The organism is Bradyrhizobium sp. UFLA05-109 (assembly GCF_054185165.1).
The window spans coordinates 24,847-38,730 of the sequence record NZ_JBBIAR010000045.1 but is presented as its reverse complement, the minus strand read 5'-3'; the positions used below and the strand labels follow the sequence as shown (position 1 = coordinate 38,730).

The window sequence follows — 13,884 nt, the reverse complement described above, 5'->3', positions numbered from 1 at the left end:
GCCGCGCTTCCCATGGTCGGGCAATGAGAGCGGCAATGAATCATAATCAAGAAAATTGGGCCGCACGCGCGGCGCCGGTCCTCTTCGTCGTGCTGTGGAGTACCGGGTTCATCGCCACCAAATCCGTCGTCAACAACGCCGACCCCTTGACCTACCTCGCCATTCGCATGGCGATCGTGGTCGGGTTGATGGCGATCATCGTGGCAATTGCACGTCCCAAATGGCCGGACGGGACCGGCATTGCCCACAGCGCGGTCGCGGGCATTCTCGTTCACGGTTTCTATCTCGGCGGCACTGCGATCGCGATCGCGCATTCGATTCCCGCCGGCCTTTCCGCGCTTATCCCGGGCCTCCAGCCGATCCTGACCTCGACCATCGCCAATCGCTGGCTCGGCGAGCGGGTGACGCCGCTGCAATGGGGCGGGCTCTTGTTCGGTCTCGGTGGCGTGGTGCTGATCCTGCACAATCGTCCGATGACCGGAGAGGCAGGCCTTGGATGGCTTGCCTCGGTCGTCTCGCTGATCAGCATCACGCTCGGCACGCTCTACCAGCGCCGCTACTGCAACCACATCGACTGGCGCGCCGGCAATCTCGTGCAATATGTCGCAGTGACACTGTTCTTTGCGGCGGGGGCCTTCGCCTTCGAAGACCGCGTGGTGCACTGGACGCGGGAATTCGTGCTGGGGCTGGCCTGGCTCGCGGTGGCGCTGTCGATCGGGTCAATCGGCCTGTTGTACTGGCTGATCCGGCGTTCGGCCGCGACCGCGGTTGCGAGCCTGTTTTACCTGGTGCCCGCGGTCACGGCGCTGATGGCCTATCTGCTGTTCGGCGAACGGCTCGATGCGGTGGCCGTTGCCGGCATGGCGATCTGTGCGGCGGCGGTATTCGTGGTCAACAGGCGTTTCTAGCCGCGCGGACGGGCCTCGACGCGGCGGGCGAGAACAGTACGCAGAGCCGCCGGGCGCTGGGCACCCGGAGGCCTGATCTTGGATCTGCGATCAACGCTTGGCTTTCTTCTTTTTCTTGGAGGCCTTCTTCGCGGCCTTCTTGGGAGCCTTCTTGGCGGCTTTCTTCTTGGAAGCCTTCTTGGAAGCTTTCTTGGCCTTCTTCGCCGTCTTCTTCGCCGCTACTTTCTTTGCGACCTTCTTGGCGGCTTTCCGGGTCTTCTTCGGCTTTGCAGCCTCTTTCGGCGTCTCGGCGACGGGCATCGCTTCGATCGCCGGCTCAATGACGGGTGCGTCGTCTTTCATATCGTCCCCCAAGGTTTGAACGGAGCGATGACGATAACGGGATTCGACAACCTGTCAAAGCGACGCTCAACCTTTGCGGATCTTCGCGTAAGCTGCGAGGGCGCGCTCGCGCCCCTTGGCATGATCGACAAATGGACGCGGATAGCCGGAGCCGAGCTCGACGCCTGCGCTCGCAAGCTCGATCGGTGTCGCCTTCCAGGGGTGATGGATCAGCTTCGCCGGCAGATGCTTCAGTTCGGGCACCCAGCGCCGCACATAGGTGCCATCAGGATCGAACTTCTCGCCCTGGAGCACCGGATTGAAGATACGGAAATAGGGCGCGGCGTCGGCGCCGCAGCCGGCGACCCATTGCCAGTTGGCGGGGTTGCTGCCGGCGTCGGCATCGACCAGCGTGTCCCAGAACCACCCTTCGCCTTGTCGCCAGTCGATCAGGAGATGCTTGACCAGGAAGGAGGCCACGACCATCCGCACCCGGTTGTGCATCACGCCGCTGTGCCAGAGCTCGCGCAGGCCGGCATCGACTATGGGATAGCCGGTCCGGCCGCGCTGCCAAGCGGCGAGCGCCTTCGCGTCGTGCTTCCACGGGAAGGCGTCGAAGCCGGGTTGCAGGTTCTCCGTTGCGAGGTCGGGATGGTCGAACAGGAGGTGACGGCAGAATTCGCGCCAGCCGAGCTCGCCGAGGAATTTCTCGACACCGCTCGCAAGGGCGGGGTCCTCGGCGGCGGCAAACCGTGCGGTGTGCCAGAGCTGGCGCGGGCTGATCTCGCCGAAGCGCAGATGCGGTGACAGCCGCGAGATGCCCGGCAGGTCAGGCCGGTCGCGCTCGCTGGCATAGCCGCGCGCGGCGGTCTTGAGGAAATCGCGCAGCCGGCCGTGGGCCTGGGTCTCGCCGGGCTGCCAGCTCTCGCGCAGGCCGCCGGCCCAATCGGGCCGTGTCGGTTCGAGCTCGCAGCTTTCGAGGGCATCGCCCGCAAGCGCTGGACCTGCCCGCAGCGCTTTCGGCGCCGGCAGCGGTTTGGGCGGATCGCCCAGCGCCAGCACGCGCCGCCAGAATGGCGTGAACACGCGCAAGCCGCGGCCCTCCTTGTTGCGGATCGTGCTTGGCGAGGCCAGGAGGTCACCGGGGAAGCTTTGTGCGTCGACGCCGAGCTTTGCGAGGCTCTCCTTGAGTTTCGTCTCAAGCGCTTGATGCGGCGCCTGCGCGATCTCGTTCCAGTAGACTGCGACCGCTTCGTTTTCGCGTGCCACCTCGGGGATCACCGTGACCGCCGGTCCCCTGCGCAGCGTGACCGCGCCGCCGATCGCGGCGAGGCCTGCGGCAAGCGACCGCAGCGACTGCGCCAGCCACCAGCGCGCCGCGGCACCGAGCGGCCGTCCCACGGTGTCGTCGAGGACATAGAGGCAGATTACCGGCGCGCCAGTCCGCGTGACGGCGTGGAGGGCCGGGTGGTCGGAGAGTCGCAGGTCATCGCGGAACCAGACGATGATCGGCCGCGGGCTTGGCATGGTCGGGAAAGATCCTCGTTCACCTTTTGGAAGGCATGTCGCCGGCTGCAGTTGCGAACGGCCGTTAATGCGATCGTAAGCCGGTCCCTCAAATATACGGCCGTTTTTTGGGGGAGTTTCATGTCCAATCCTTTGACTGGGAAGGTCCTGCCGCAGTTCCGGTTCAAGCTCGGCACCAAGGCGGTGCTGTGCGCGGTGCTCCTGATTGCGGTGAATACGGCACTCGTGGTCGGTGCGGGCTACTGGTCTCTCACGTCCGAGTTCAACGATCGCGCGCTGCGCGACATCGAGGTCAATCTGCGCACGCTGGCGCTCGCCTTCGCCGAGATCGTTCCCGACGCCAGGATCACGATGAGGGACGGCATGGTCGTCCGCGCCGAGATCCCCAAGATGCCCGACTTCAAGGACCATGCGATCGTCGATCGCGCCGTGTCCTATGTCGGCGGCAACGCCACGCTGTTCGTGTTCGACGACGCCAGTGGGCAGTTCGTCCGCCGCTCGACCAATGTGAAGAAGGAGAACGGCGACCGCGCCGTCGGCACCCAGCTCGCCGCCGATCACCCCGGCCAGGTCCCCTTGCGCAAGGGCGAGGCCTATAAGGGGCAGGCCACGCTGTTCGGCAAGTCCTTCATGACCGCTTATTTCCCGGTCTCGGATGCGGCCGGCAAGGTCGTCGGCATTCTCTACGTCGGCATCCCGATGGCGCACTTCGAAAGCATGATGGCGGAGGCGATCCGCAACATGGCGATTGCCGCCGGCATCGCAGCGCTGCTGGTGCTCGCTCTGACCATGCTGGTCGTGCGCCGTGTGACCAGGCCGCTGAGCTCGGTGACGAGCTCGCTGACGGCGCTGGCCAATGGCCAGAACGACATCACCATCGATTGTGAGGACCGGGCGGACGAGATCGGTGAGATCGCGCGCACGGTCGCGGTGTTCAAGAGCAATTCGCTGGAGCGGGCGCGCCTGCGCAGCGAGCAGGCTGCGACTACGGCTGCGGCCGCCGAGCAGCGCAAGTCCGAGCTGCGCAACTTCGTCGACGAGTTCCGTGGCAGCGTCGGCGGCATCCTCAACAACGTGCTGGACTCTTCGAGCGAGTTCGAGCGCGTTGCCCGGCAACTGACCGATACCGCCCGTTCGACCGCCGACCTGTCGGCACAGTCCGCAGGCGCCTCCGAGACCGCCTCCGAGCACGTGAAGTCGGCGGCTGCGGCTTCAGACGAGCTTTCTAAATCGATCACCGAGATCACCCGCAGGGTGCAGGAGTCGAACGAGATTTCAGCCGAGGCGGTACGGCAGGCGGAGGCCACCGACCACCGCATCGCGCAGCTTTCGGAAGCGGGCGCCCGCATCGGCGACGTCGTCAAGCTGATCACCTCGATCGCCGAGCAGACCAATCTGCTGGCGCTCAACGCCACCATCGAGGCCGCGCGCGCAGGCGATGCGGGACGCGGCTTTGCGGTCGTGGCGCAGGAGGTCAAGACGCTCGCGGGCCAGACCGCCAAGGCGACCGACGAGATCTCCAGTCAGATCGCCAGCATGCAGCTCGCGACCGAAGAGTCGGTCGCCGCCATCAAGGCCATCGGCCAGACCATCGAGCGTATCAGCGGCATCGCTACGTCGATCTCTGCGGCGGTTGAGCAGCAGAGAAGCGCCACCCACAACATCGCCGGCAGCGTTCGGGCTGCGGCAAGCGGCACGGCGGATGTCGCCGCCAATGTCCGGCATGCGGCCAAGGGAGCGAACGAGACCGGCGAGACTTCGAGCCGGATGTTCGCCTCGGCCCAGGCGTTGTCAGGCGAGAGCCTCAATCTGAAGGCAGAGGTCGAGAAATTCCTCGACCGCGTGCGCGCAGCCTGATCGGAGCGGCGGGCTGAAACACTCAGGCCCGCCCTCGTGACGCGGTCTGCTGGTGGCGAACCGTACGACCGGGTAGGGCCGTTATTTCGGCTGCGGCACGATCCGGATGTAGGGCTTCGGCTCCTTCCAGCCCTGCGGATAGATCGTCTTGGCCTCGTCGTTGGAGACCGAGCCGGCAATGATGACGTCTTCACCGTGCTTCCAGTCAGCCGGCGTCGCGACGCGATGCTTGGCCGTGAGCTGGAGCGAGTCGATCGCGCGAAGGATTTCCTGGAAGTTGCGTCCCGTGGTCATCGGATAGACCAGCACCAGCTTGATCTTTTTGTCCGGGCCGATGACAAAGACGTTGCGGACGGTCTGGTTGTCGGCCGGCGTCCGGGTGAGGGGATCGCCCGAGGTCGAGGCCGGCAGCATCTCGTAGAGTTTCGAGACGTTGAAGTCGGTGTCGCCGATCAGCGGATAGTTCGGGGCGGCACCTTGCGTTTCCTTGATGTCCTCGGCCCATTTGGAATGCCGGTCGACCGGATCGACCGACAGGCCCACCAGCTTGACGCCGCGCTTGTCGAACTCGGGCTTCAGCTTGGCGAGGGCGCCGAGCTCGGTGGTGCAGACCGGGGTAAAATCCTTGGGATGCGAGAACAGAAGGGCCCAGCTGTCGCCGATCCAGTCGTGGAATTTAATTTTCCCTTCGGTGGTTTCGGCTTCGAAGTCGGGGGCGGTGGCGCCGATCGGAAGTGGCATGGTTCTACCTCATCTCATTGAAGTTGCTGATGAATTCGTTCTAGAGGCTTTCAGTGGAATATAAGACGGGGAAGGTCCGAAGTGAACCCGTTCAAGTAAAATGTGAAATCATTCTCTCAACACGCCGATCTTCTAGCACCTTCTTGCCGCACGCGCTGCTGCGGCGAAATATCCCCACCGGCGGGAAAGGGCTGGATTGCCGCGATATTGCCTTTTATGACCCGCACCACGCCGCCCGACATTGGATAGAACCGAAACGGTCCCGACAGCGACCAATCGGCAACCATGTAGAAAAGTCGCGATCACCCTATCGAATCGTTAACCACTCGTTCAGGCCCTGCATGGAAATGCTGGTCGATCAGAAGAAGTCTGGAAGTGAACTATGTCTGCCGCTGCCAAGTCCCTTGAGTCCAAGTCCCTTGATTCGCCGTCCCTCGAACCGTCCTGCCGCGATACCGCGGCCCATGCACTCAGCATCGTGCGCGACGGCGTGATCACAGGCGAAGGGCCCACCACCAAGGGCCGGGTGCATTTCTCCCGCTCGCTCGATGCCGATGACGCCGCCTGGTGCGCGCGCATCCTGACGGCCGTCGCCGTCAACGACCAGCCCGTCAGCCGCGCCGAAGCCGAGGCGCTGTTCGAGATCAACGAGGCCGCGACCGAGCGCACCGATGCCGGCCGGTTCGACGACCTCCTGGCGAAGGCCGTCGCGCATCATGCCGCGAGCGCCTCCGGACTGCCGGTGCCGCCGCGCAGCGTCGCGCTGTCACCCGAGACCGACATCGAGAGCTGGGCGCCGGCCTATGCCTCGAAGGTCAAGACCGAGATGTTGGAGTGGATCGCGGGCCAGATGCGCGGCAAGCGCCAGGGCAACCGTCGCCTGATGGCGATGGTGGCAACCTTCCTGGGAGCCACCGCGCTGCCGCTGGCGGGCCAATTGCCGAACGTGTTCGACATTGGCATGTGACCTGGGCGTCAAATTTCGCGCACGTCTTCACGATGCGCCAACGAACGGCGGGGGTTATTTCCCCGCCGTTTTTTGTTTGCCGCTCTCAGGCTCGAGTCCAAGCGTGCGACCCGGGAAGCCGGCCGCGTCGAAATAGCGCTGACTCTCGACGCGCTGGAAGTTGAGCACCGTGCGCAGGCCGTTCTCCGCCGGCTTCGACTTGACGTCGCCGACATAGCCCTTCGGCACGATGCCGTTCGGCAAGGCTTCCGACATCACGCGGCCGACCAGGCCGCCGTTCTGTGAGGTGCGCAGCCCCAGGATCTTGGCCGCCGTCACTCCGACGTCAGCATTGCTGACCGGCAACTGGTCGACATAGCCCGCCTTGAAGTCAGGACCGATCGCCGCCATGAAGTTCATCGTGTCGCCGCGGCTGAAGCTGCCATGCATGCCCTGGCCCTGGCGCAGCACGGTATCGGCGACCTGGACCGAGCAGTTGGTCGGCGCCTCGCCGCAGTCGCTGGCATAGGAACGGAAGTTGACGACGATCGCCGGCGTCGGGGTCGCCGCCTTGCCGCGGAGGTTGATGAGCGACAGCGGCAGCGTGCCGGGGAAACGGCCGAGGGAGTCGTCGACGAACAGGCCGGAAACGTAGTCCTGCGCGAGCAGCGCCTTGATGGTCTTGGCCGCCAGCTTCTTGTCCTTGTTGGGGAGGTAGACCAGGTCCGATCCGCCGTTGGTCGCGACGACGAGATCGGGCTTGGCCGGATCCTTGCCGAGCACGCCGTTGCCGGCCTTCGGATGCGCGTTGCCGGTGACGGCGGCGTTCTTGTCATTCGGATCGAACAGCGGCAGGTCCAGCGCCTTGGCGAGGTCGAGCGCCAGGAAACCCATCGGCAGGAAGTCCTTCGGGGTGTCGTCATAGCTGACCTTGGCCGAGGGGCTGGTCTTGCTTTCCTTGGAGATTGTCGAGAAGCCGTGATCGGCCTGGATCATGATGTTGGTCGAGGCCGCCAGCCCAAGCTCGTCAAGCGCCTTGCGGAGCTGGGCGAGGTTGTTGTCGGCGTTCTTGATGCTCGCCATCGTGCTCGGACCATTGATGCCGGGCATGATCTGATTGAGGCTGTCGCCCTGGTTATGCTGGGTGCCGTCCGGGTCGCGTGACCAGAACACCAGCACGAACGGCTTGTTGCGCGCCTTGAACATCGGCAGCACGACCTTGCTGGCGACGTCGGCGAAATAGGCCTGTTGCGCGACGTTGGCGACAGTCGTGCCCGGAGTCTTGGCGTCGCCCGCCTTGGCATTGTCGCCGCGTGAGGGGGCGGCGAGCGGGAGGCCCGCCTTGGTCAGGGCGTCCTTCATCTCGTCCGACAGCGCCACGCCGGCCTTTCCGCCAGTGGAATCGTCGATCACGATCGAATGCTGGCCCGGCTTCTCCGGATGATCGGTGTGGTCCCACTGATAGGTCGGACCGACCTTGCCGATGGCCGCGGTGCTCAGGCCCTTCTCGCGGGCCATCTTCAAAATGGTCTCTTCATTGAGATAGTTGCCCTTGAAATGCTCGTCGATGTCGCCGAGCACGGCGTCGTTCTCGATGAAGGGGACCACGGTGTCGCCGGCAGGGACGGAGGTGTAGCCGGTCCAGATCGTGTTGGAGAACACGCCAGTGTCGCCGAGATAGTGCCCGGTCGACATCGCCGAGCCGTTCGCCATGGTGAAGGTCGGGAACAGCGAATGCGAATTCTTGAAATTGACGCCCTTGTCGCGGACCGCGGCCATCGCCGGCGCGGTCTCGGGGGTGACCTTCAGCGCGCGCAGGCCGTCCGGGATGAACAGGATCAGGTTACGGGGCGTGTTGTTCTGCGCAGACGCAAGTCCGGTGGACAGCACGGTCAGTCCGGCGGACAGCAACACGATTGAGCGGCGCATCGAAATCTCTCCCAGCGGTGAGGCAGCTTGCGACCGATCGCGGCCGCCGCCTTCGTTTAGTTTTGCTGTGTGACGGTTTTGTTACAAGAGTCGTGTTTGTGCAAAGGATGATGGGGAAGGGACGTTCGGTGTCGTCCGCTGCTTTCGCCAAGCCGGTGTTGGGGAGAGTCACCCGTGCTGTCTCAATGTCGTCATTGCGAGGAGCTCTTGCGACGAAGCAATCCAGAATCCTAACGGGGTGACAGTCTGGATTGCTTCGCGGCGCTTGCAACGACGGAGGCGAGGCGAAGATACGATAATTCCGAATTTCGTCAATCGATATGCGCGGCGCGAATTGTCTTGCCTCTGCCGTGATTTGCCCGTCGGGCAGCGCTAGCGATCCTGGCTGGAAAAACTGGTCGGCGCAGCACCCAACTCCTGCGATAGCTTGCTGCCGCGGTTCCTTCCGGATAGCCCGGTTTCGTTTTCGTTGGATAAGCCCGCGAGTTCCGCCAGCCGTCGCGCAGATATCCCCAGTTTGCACCGTGTCACCTCTCCGACATACTAGAGTTTGTATTGACATTCGCGAAAAAAATCCAAGCGAGAGTCGCAAATCGAACGGACGGCCTTGCCTACGTCAGGCATAGTTGTCGTGCGGGGCTGAATGAGAAGCTCATCAAATAGCTGATCGGTATGGAAACGGGAGAAAGTCTCGTTTCCGTGGACTCTCGCGGTGCAATTCATGCGCGCGAGAAATGATTTCGCTTGAGTAGAGGGTAGGCGCTGTGAGTGAAAGTGAAACGAAAGCCGAAGTGAAAGCAGCAAATGGTTCAAATGGTTTCGGACTGTCCGCGTTCGGACTTCCGAACCTGTTCGAGCAGCTTGTCGAGCAGCGAGCCGCTCGCACGCAGGAGGGTTGCGAGAAAATCAAGACAGTCTCGCAGGAGGTGACCGAAGCGCTTCGCGAGACCTATTCGAGCAGCGCCAGGACTGCGACCGACTACGGGCTCAAGGTCATCGAAATTTCGAATGCGAACGCCAGCTCCGCAATTGATTTCTTTGCTCGTATCGCGAGCAGCAAGTCGATGAGCGACGTCTTCACAACGTCGGCGGCGGAAGCGCGCAGGGCCTTTGATGCTGCCGCGGCCCAGAACACGCAGTTGTGGGAGCTTGCGCAGAGGCTTGCAACGCAATCGGGCGAGCCAATCAGGCAGCACGTCGCCAAAGCTTTCCAAAAGGCCGGTTGAACGTCGGCGGTTCGGAGAGGAGGGCAATCCGGCCGGTTGGAAGAAGCCCCGCCACTTGCATGGCCCCACTCCATGCTCGATCAGACGATGGCAAGGTGCGCGATGCCCCCCAACTCAACGCACCGACACAAGAGGCGCAATCCAACCGGCTGGTTCCTGCTCCAACAATAATCAGATCGATTCCGAGGAGGAGGAAGAGATGGGTATGCTCATGGTCAAATGCCCGCAAACCGGACGCGCGATTCCGACCGGAATCGCGACGGATCGCGAGCGCTTTCGATGCAGCGCGGTGTTTTTCGGACGCACGCGCTGTCCGATCTGCTCCGTCGATCACGCCTGGTTCGCACAGGAAGCTTGGGTTGACGAGCCGACCCTCCGTGTGCGGCGTCGCGGCACGGGTCTTTAGGCCTGATCATCCCACGCTGTCATCGATGATGTAATAGGGGGCCTACCATGGCGAACAGGAACGTTTCCGGTGAAGTGTCCACATTGCTGCTGCAAGCAAAGGATTTCCTTGTCGAGGCGCGACGGCTGAAGCCGGGCCCCGCGCGCAATGAATTGCGAGAGGTGGCCAAGGTCCTGCACGAGCTCGGCAAGCTGGAGACGCAATCCAGATTTGCGCCTCATGAGGCAGACACAAGATAGCCGACGCCGGGAAATAGCGCGGACAACGCTCAAACGGCCTTGTCCCGGTCATCCCTTGCGTTGGCCGGCATGGCCCAGGCGCGAGGCCGGGCCGCGTTCGTCGAGAAGATCTGTTCAATCTGGCGACGCATGCTGACGTGGCATTCGCATGCGGCTGTGGCGAGCCTCGGCCGATCAACCTCGATCTTGCCCCGTCGATCAGATCGGATCGCTCCGGACTCGCGCAGATTGCGCATCAGGAGCGTGACCGTGGTTCGGCGCACTCCGAGCATCTGCGACAACGACTCCTGAGTGAGCGGAAGGACGTCGCTATCGGTGCAGTCGCGCAGTTGAAGCAGCCAGCGGGCCATCCGGGCTCCGACTGGATGCAGCGCATTGCAGGCCACGCCAAGTTGGAACTGCGTCAGTAACGAGGTGATGTGAACCTGGACCGCCTGCCTTATCGCGGGGCTCCGGTTGAACGCAGCATGAAATCGCGCGGCCGGAATCCGCGAGGCGGTTCCAGCCACACGAACGCTGGCGGTTATCACCGAAGGTGTCGGTCCGAACACGGAGAGTATGCCGATTGCGCCTTCGCGCCCGACTGACGCGGTTGCAACCGCCTGTCCGTTTGCCATTTCGATCATGAGCGAGATCGCGCCGCTATGAGGGAAAAAGACATGGTCGACCCGCTCGCCTGCTCGCGAGAGGACTACATCTTGATTGAGCGCGACGTTGTCGAGCTCGGGCGCGAGCAGAGCGAAGTCGGCTTGCGGCAATATTCCTAGAAGGCGGTTGCCCATTCCGCTGGGGATGGTCACGGCAAGTGACTCCCCGTGAGTCGCCCACCACGCGTCCGAACGGTGTCGAACGGCGGCGGCTCTAGCACATGTTCGTATCGGCTCTCTCGACGGACGTTGGCTTCCAATTCACATACAATCGCCTTCATCCAAATGCCTTCATCGCAACAAAACCAAAGGCTCAAATCTGCTTCGAGTCTGATTTTCTGCTCGGAGCACTTTCGCAAATAGCGCGTAAATACGTTGAAGCAGATAAGTCGCCAGAAACAAATTGCAAAACGCGAATGGGTATCACCGTAGGGTGTGCGCGGAGTTCCCGCATGTTGCCGAAATGACGGGCATCATCTGAAATTCGGGCAATACGAAGCGTTGTTCCCGTGAGGGCGCCTCGGGCAGGTGCAAGGGAACCCTGAGGCCATTTCAAAACTTGCGCGACCAATGATTGGCCCGCGCGTGCGAGCGGTCATAGTCAGAATCGCTGACAGGGCCGGGACCGAAAACCGCCCCCGTTAATCCTGTGCCTTAACCAACAATTAATTATACGTTTGCGGAGGGCTGACGGCTAGGCCTAGCGTGCTGGCGGGGAGCAGCATCGCTGGCCAAACGAGTTGGTGCGTACCATGACGTATAGATCATATGGGGCGTTGCTCGCCTCGCTGAGCGCAGTCGCGCTGCTTTTTGCCTCCAGCAACGGTTTTGCAAGATCGGGCGGCGTCGCGCCGCGTGGCATAGTCGGGACGCCGTCGGCCGTCCATCGGCCGATCGTGCCGTCGGCGCGGTTCCATCGCCGGAATTCTTTTGTTGTCTGGCCGGGCGGCGGCGGCTTCTACTACGAGCCTCCCACAAGCGACTCCTATGCCGCCGAGATGGCCCAGCCGCCGCTCGCCAACGACGTCCGCTACACCTACACCTACGACGTGCCCTGGGACTGGACCCATCGCTATCCGCCGAACGTCGTGCCGTCGGATCGGCCCTACGTGCCGAGCTGTCCAACGGAGACCGTGACGGTGCCCGGCCGCAGCGGCGAGCAGACCGTCAACATCATGCGCTGCTACTGAGCGCGCCGTCTTCATCGCCGCTTGGCGCGCGGGGTAGTCGCTAGCTAGCCGAGCTCAAAGCTGGTGACGCCGAAGACCCGGTCGAGCTGCAGCGGTCGGATCGGGCCGGTGTACATGCGTGCCGTCTCGAAGGTCGGTGCAAGGCCAAAACTTTCCGCCAGCGCGATCGCCTCGCGATTGACGCCGGGGACGTCGAGAAACACCTCGCCGCCGCCTGCGCCCGCGAGCAGCGCCTGCATGATGACCTCCGCGCCGGCGCGGTCATCGGCGACCAGCGGGCCGATCTTGTGGCCGTGACGGCAGGGGCGGATCGTGCCCCATCCGGTGAGACTTCCATCGCGCATCAGCGCCCGGCCGATATGACCGGGTGCACCGACCCAGGCCCGCAGGAAGGCGCTGCGCGAGGCCGGGAAGACGGTGGCGTCATCCGCCTCGACCAGCGCCAGCGGAATCGTCTCGAGCGCGACGACGTCGGTCGTCTGCGCCGGCGCCGCGACGGTCCCGCCATAGCGGATATTGCCATAGGCGAGTTGGAAACCCGACTTTCTGTAATTGTCCTGCTGCGCAACGACGCCGTCGAGCCCGATCACGCGCGCGCCCGCATGTGCAATCGCCGCGTTCCAGATGCGCAAGCCGCAGCCGCGGCCGCGCAGTTCGCTGCGCACGATGTAGAAGCCGAGGAAGGCGAAGCGAGCATCGTAATTGACGCAGGAGACGGTGGCGACCGGCTCGCCGTCGATTTCGCCGATGAGAAAGCCACCCGGATCGACGCACGCAAAGCAGTCAGCATCGACGAGCCCCGGATTCCAGCCTTCGGCCGCCGCCCAGTCCGCGGCGAGCGCGATGTCGTCGGGGCGCATGGCGCGGATTTGCAGGTCACCCATGGTCAATCATCGTGTGCAGGCCTCATGATCGGACTATACGTCCGGACGGGCGGCGCATAAACCGGCCACCGAGTCAGGACAAAGCCGGAGATCAACATGGCAGCAGAGAAAGTCGCACTCGTCACCGCAGGCGGCAGCGGCATGGGGGCGGGCGCCGCACGGCGGCTTGCCGCCGACGGGTTTCGCGTCGCGATACTGTCCTCCTCCGGCAAGGGCGAGGCGCTTGCGAACGAACTCGGCGGGCTCGGTATCACCGGCTCGAACAAGTCCCATGACGACCTCAAGCGCCTGGTCGATGGCGCCATGGCGAAGTGGGGTCGCATCGACGTGCTCGTCAACAGCGCCGGCCACGGGCCGCGCGCGCCGATCGTCGAGATCACGGACGAGCAGTGGCACACCGGCATGGATACCTACCTCTTGAACGTGATCCGCCCGACGCGGCTGGTCACGCCGATCATGCAGGCGCAGAAGCACGGTGCGATCATCAATATCTCGACCGCCTGGGCGTTCGAGCCGAGCGCGATGTTTCCGACTTCGGCGGTGTTTCGCGCCGGCCTTGCCGCGTTCACGAAGATCTTCACCGATACCTACGCTGCCGACAATATCCGCATGAACAATGTGCTGCCAGGCTGGATCGACAGCCTGCCGGCGACGGACGCTCGCCGCGAGAGCGTGCCGATGAAGCGCTATGGCAAGGTCGAGGAGATCGCCGCGACGATCTCGTTCCTGGCCTCCGATGGCGCCGCCTACATCACCGGGCAGAACATTCGGGTCGATGGCGGGCTGACACGATCGGTGTGAGGCTGGGCGCCTCGGGTCGGTTCGAGCTTGCCGGTGACGTCTGGCTTTGCACGCAGGATTGTCGCTGCAGGCGTCGTGCGATTGGCGTGGGCGGCACTGGAGTGTGCCTGATCGGCAACAGCCATCGCGCAATGATCCCATGAGTTCGCCGCAGTCCAGGCGAAGGGCGCCACAGAACAAGACGGCGATACCCGCGGAGATTATTCCAGACCTTGCGCTGGACGCTTGCGGCCGCATGCTTTGGGACGCGACACCGCTCGCG

At 63.6% G+C, this 13,884-nt stretch carries 14 protein-coding genes; 8 read left to right on the top strand and 6 right to left on the bottom strand.

The features are described 5' to 3' along the window. The first annotated feature begins 35 nt into the window (after positions 1-35). Entirely contained in the window at positions 36-908 is an 873-nt protein-coding gene (locus Q3C01_RS28810) for a DMT family transporter (protein ID WP_458148670.1), read from the top strand. A gap of 90 nt (positions 909-998) precedes the next feature. Here Q3C01_RS28810 and Q3C01_RS28805 read toward each other — a convergent pair whose 3' ends face one another. Both Q3C01_RS28805 and Q3C01_RS28800 read right to left on the bottom strand, forming a co-directional pair. Beyond that, on the bottom strand, positions 999-1,250 hold the full coding sequence (locus Q3C01_RS28805; RefSeq protein ID WP_458148669.1) for a hypothetical protein: 252 nt from the start codon (positions 1,248-1,250) through the stop codon (positions 999-1,001). A gap of 66 nt (positions 1,251-1,316) precedes the next feature. Beyond that, the gene (locus Q3C01_RS28800; RefSeq protein WP_458148668.1) at positions 1,317-2,756 is read right to left on the bottom strand and encodes a cryptochrome/photolyase family protein; all 1,440 of its coding nucleotides are present in this window, start codon (positions 2,754-2,756) and stop codon (positions 1,317-1,319) included. 120 nt (positions 2,757-2,876) lie between these two features. Between Q3C01_RS28800 and Q3C01_RS28795 the strand changes: the two genes are divergently transcribed. Beyond that, positions 2,877-4,613 carry a methyl-accepting chemotaxis protein gene (locus tag Q3C01_RS28795; protein ID WP_458148667.1) on the top strand — a complete coding sequence of 579 codons (1,737 nt, stop codon included), beginning with the start codon at positions 2,877-2,879 and terminating at the stop codon, positions 4,611-4,613. A gap of 81 nt (positions 4,614-4,694) precedes the next feature. Here the strand turns inward: Q3C01_RS28795 and Q3C01_RS28790 are convergent, their stop codons facing one another. Further along, positions 4,695-5,354, bottom strand: a complete 660-nt coding sequence (locus Q3C01_RS28790; RefSeq protein ID WP_458148666.1) for a peroxiredoxin — start codon at positions 5,352-5,354, stop codon at positions 4,695-4,697. 382 nt (positions 5,355-5,736) lie between these two features. Between Q3C01_RS28790 and Q3C01_RS28785 the strand changes: the two genes are divergently transcribed. Further along, positions 5,737-6,321 carry a hypothetical protein gene (locus Q3C01_RS28785; protein ID WP_458148665.1) on the top strand — a complete coding sequence of 195 codons (585 nt, stop codon included), beginning with the start codon at positions 5,737-5,739 and terminating at the stop codon, positions 6,319-6,321. Positions 6,322-6,375: 54 nt separating this feature from the next. Here the strand turns inward: Q3C01_RS28785 and Q3C01_RS28780 are convergent, their stop codons facing one another. Then, a complete protein-coding gene (locus tag Q3C01_RS28780; protein WP_458148664.1) occupies positions 6,376-8,229 on the bottom strand; it encodes an alkaline phosphatase family protein in 1,854 nt (617 codons plus the stop codon). 791 nt (positions 8,230-9,020) lie between these two features. On the opposite strand from Q3C01_RS28780, the gene Q3C01_RS28775 reads away from it, so the two are divergent. The 3 genes from Q3C01_RS28775 to Q3C01_RS28765 all read left to right on the top strand — a co-directional run bounded on the left by Q3C01_RS28775 (position 9,021) and on the right by Q3C01_RS28765 (position 10,100). Continuing rightward, on the top strand, positions 9,021-9,455 hold the full coding sequence (locus tag Q3C01_RS28775) for a phasin family protein (protein WP_458148663.1): 435 nt from the start codon (positions 9,021-9,023) through the stop codon (positions 9,453-9,455). A 199-nt stretch (positions 9,456-9,654) separates the two neighbouring features. Continuing rightward, complete coding sequence (locus Q3C01_RS28770) at positions 9,655-9,861, top strand: hypothetical protein (protein WP_458148662.1); 207 nt, start codon at positions 9,655-9,657, stop codon at positions 9,859-9,861. Positions 9,862-9,908: 47 nt separating this feature from the next. Next, on the top strand, positions 9,909-10,100 hold the full coding sequence (locus Q3C01_RS28765; protein WP_458148661.1) for a hypothetical protein: 192 nt from the start codon (positions 9,909-9,911) through the stop codon (positions 10,098-10,100). 29 nt (positions 10,101-10,129) lie between these two features. Here Q3C01_RS28765 and Q3C01_RS28760 read toward each other — a convergent pair whose 3' ends face one another. Beyond that, on the bottom strand, positions 10,130-10,858 hold the full coding sequence (locus tag Q3C01_RS28760) for a Crp/Fnr family transcriptional regulator (RefSeq protein ID WP_458148660.1): 729 nt from the start codon (positions 10,856-10,858) through the stop codon (positions 10,130-10,132). A 641-nt stretch (positions 10,859-11,499) separates the two neighbouring features. Here Q3C01_RS28760 and Q3C01_RS28755 point away from each other — a divergent pair. Beyond that, a complete protein-coding gene (locus tag Q3C01_RS28755; protein WP_458148659.1) occupies positions 11,500-11,937 on the top strand; it encodes a hypothetical protein in 438 nt (145 codons plus the stop codon). 44 nt (positions 11,938-11,981) lie between these two features. On the opposite strand, the gene Q3C01_RS28750 is transcribed toward Q3C01_RS28755, so the two are convergent. Then, the gene (locus Q3C01_RS28750) at positions 11,982-12,821 is read right to left on the bottom strand and encodes a GNAT family N-acetyltransferase (RefSeq protein ID WP_458148658.1); all 840 of its coding nucleotides are present in this window, start codon (positions 12,819-12,821) and stop codon (positions 11,982-11,984) included. Between the two features lie 96 nt (positions 12,822-12,917). Between Q3C01_RS28750 and Q3C01_RS28745 the strand changes: the two genes are divergently transcribed. Then, positions 12,918-13,622, top strand: a complete 705-nt coding sequence (locus tag Q3C01_RS28745; RefSeq protein WP_458148657.1) for an SDR family oxidoreductase — start codon at positions 12,918-12,920, stop codon at positions 13,620-13,622. Positions 13,623-13,884: the final 262 nt, after the last annotated feature.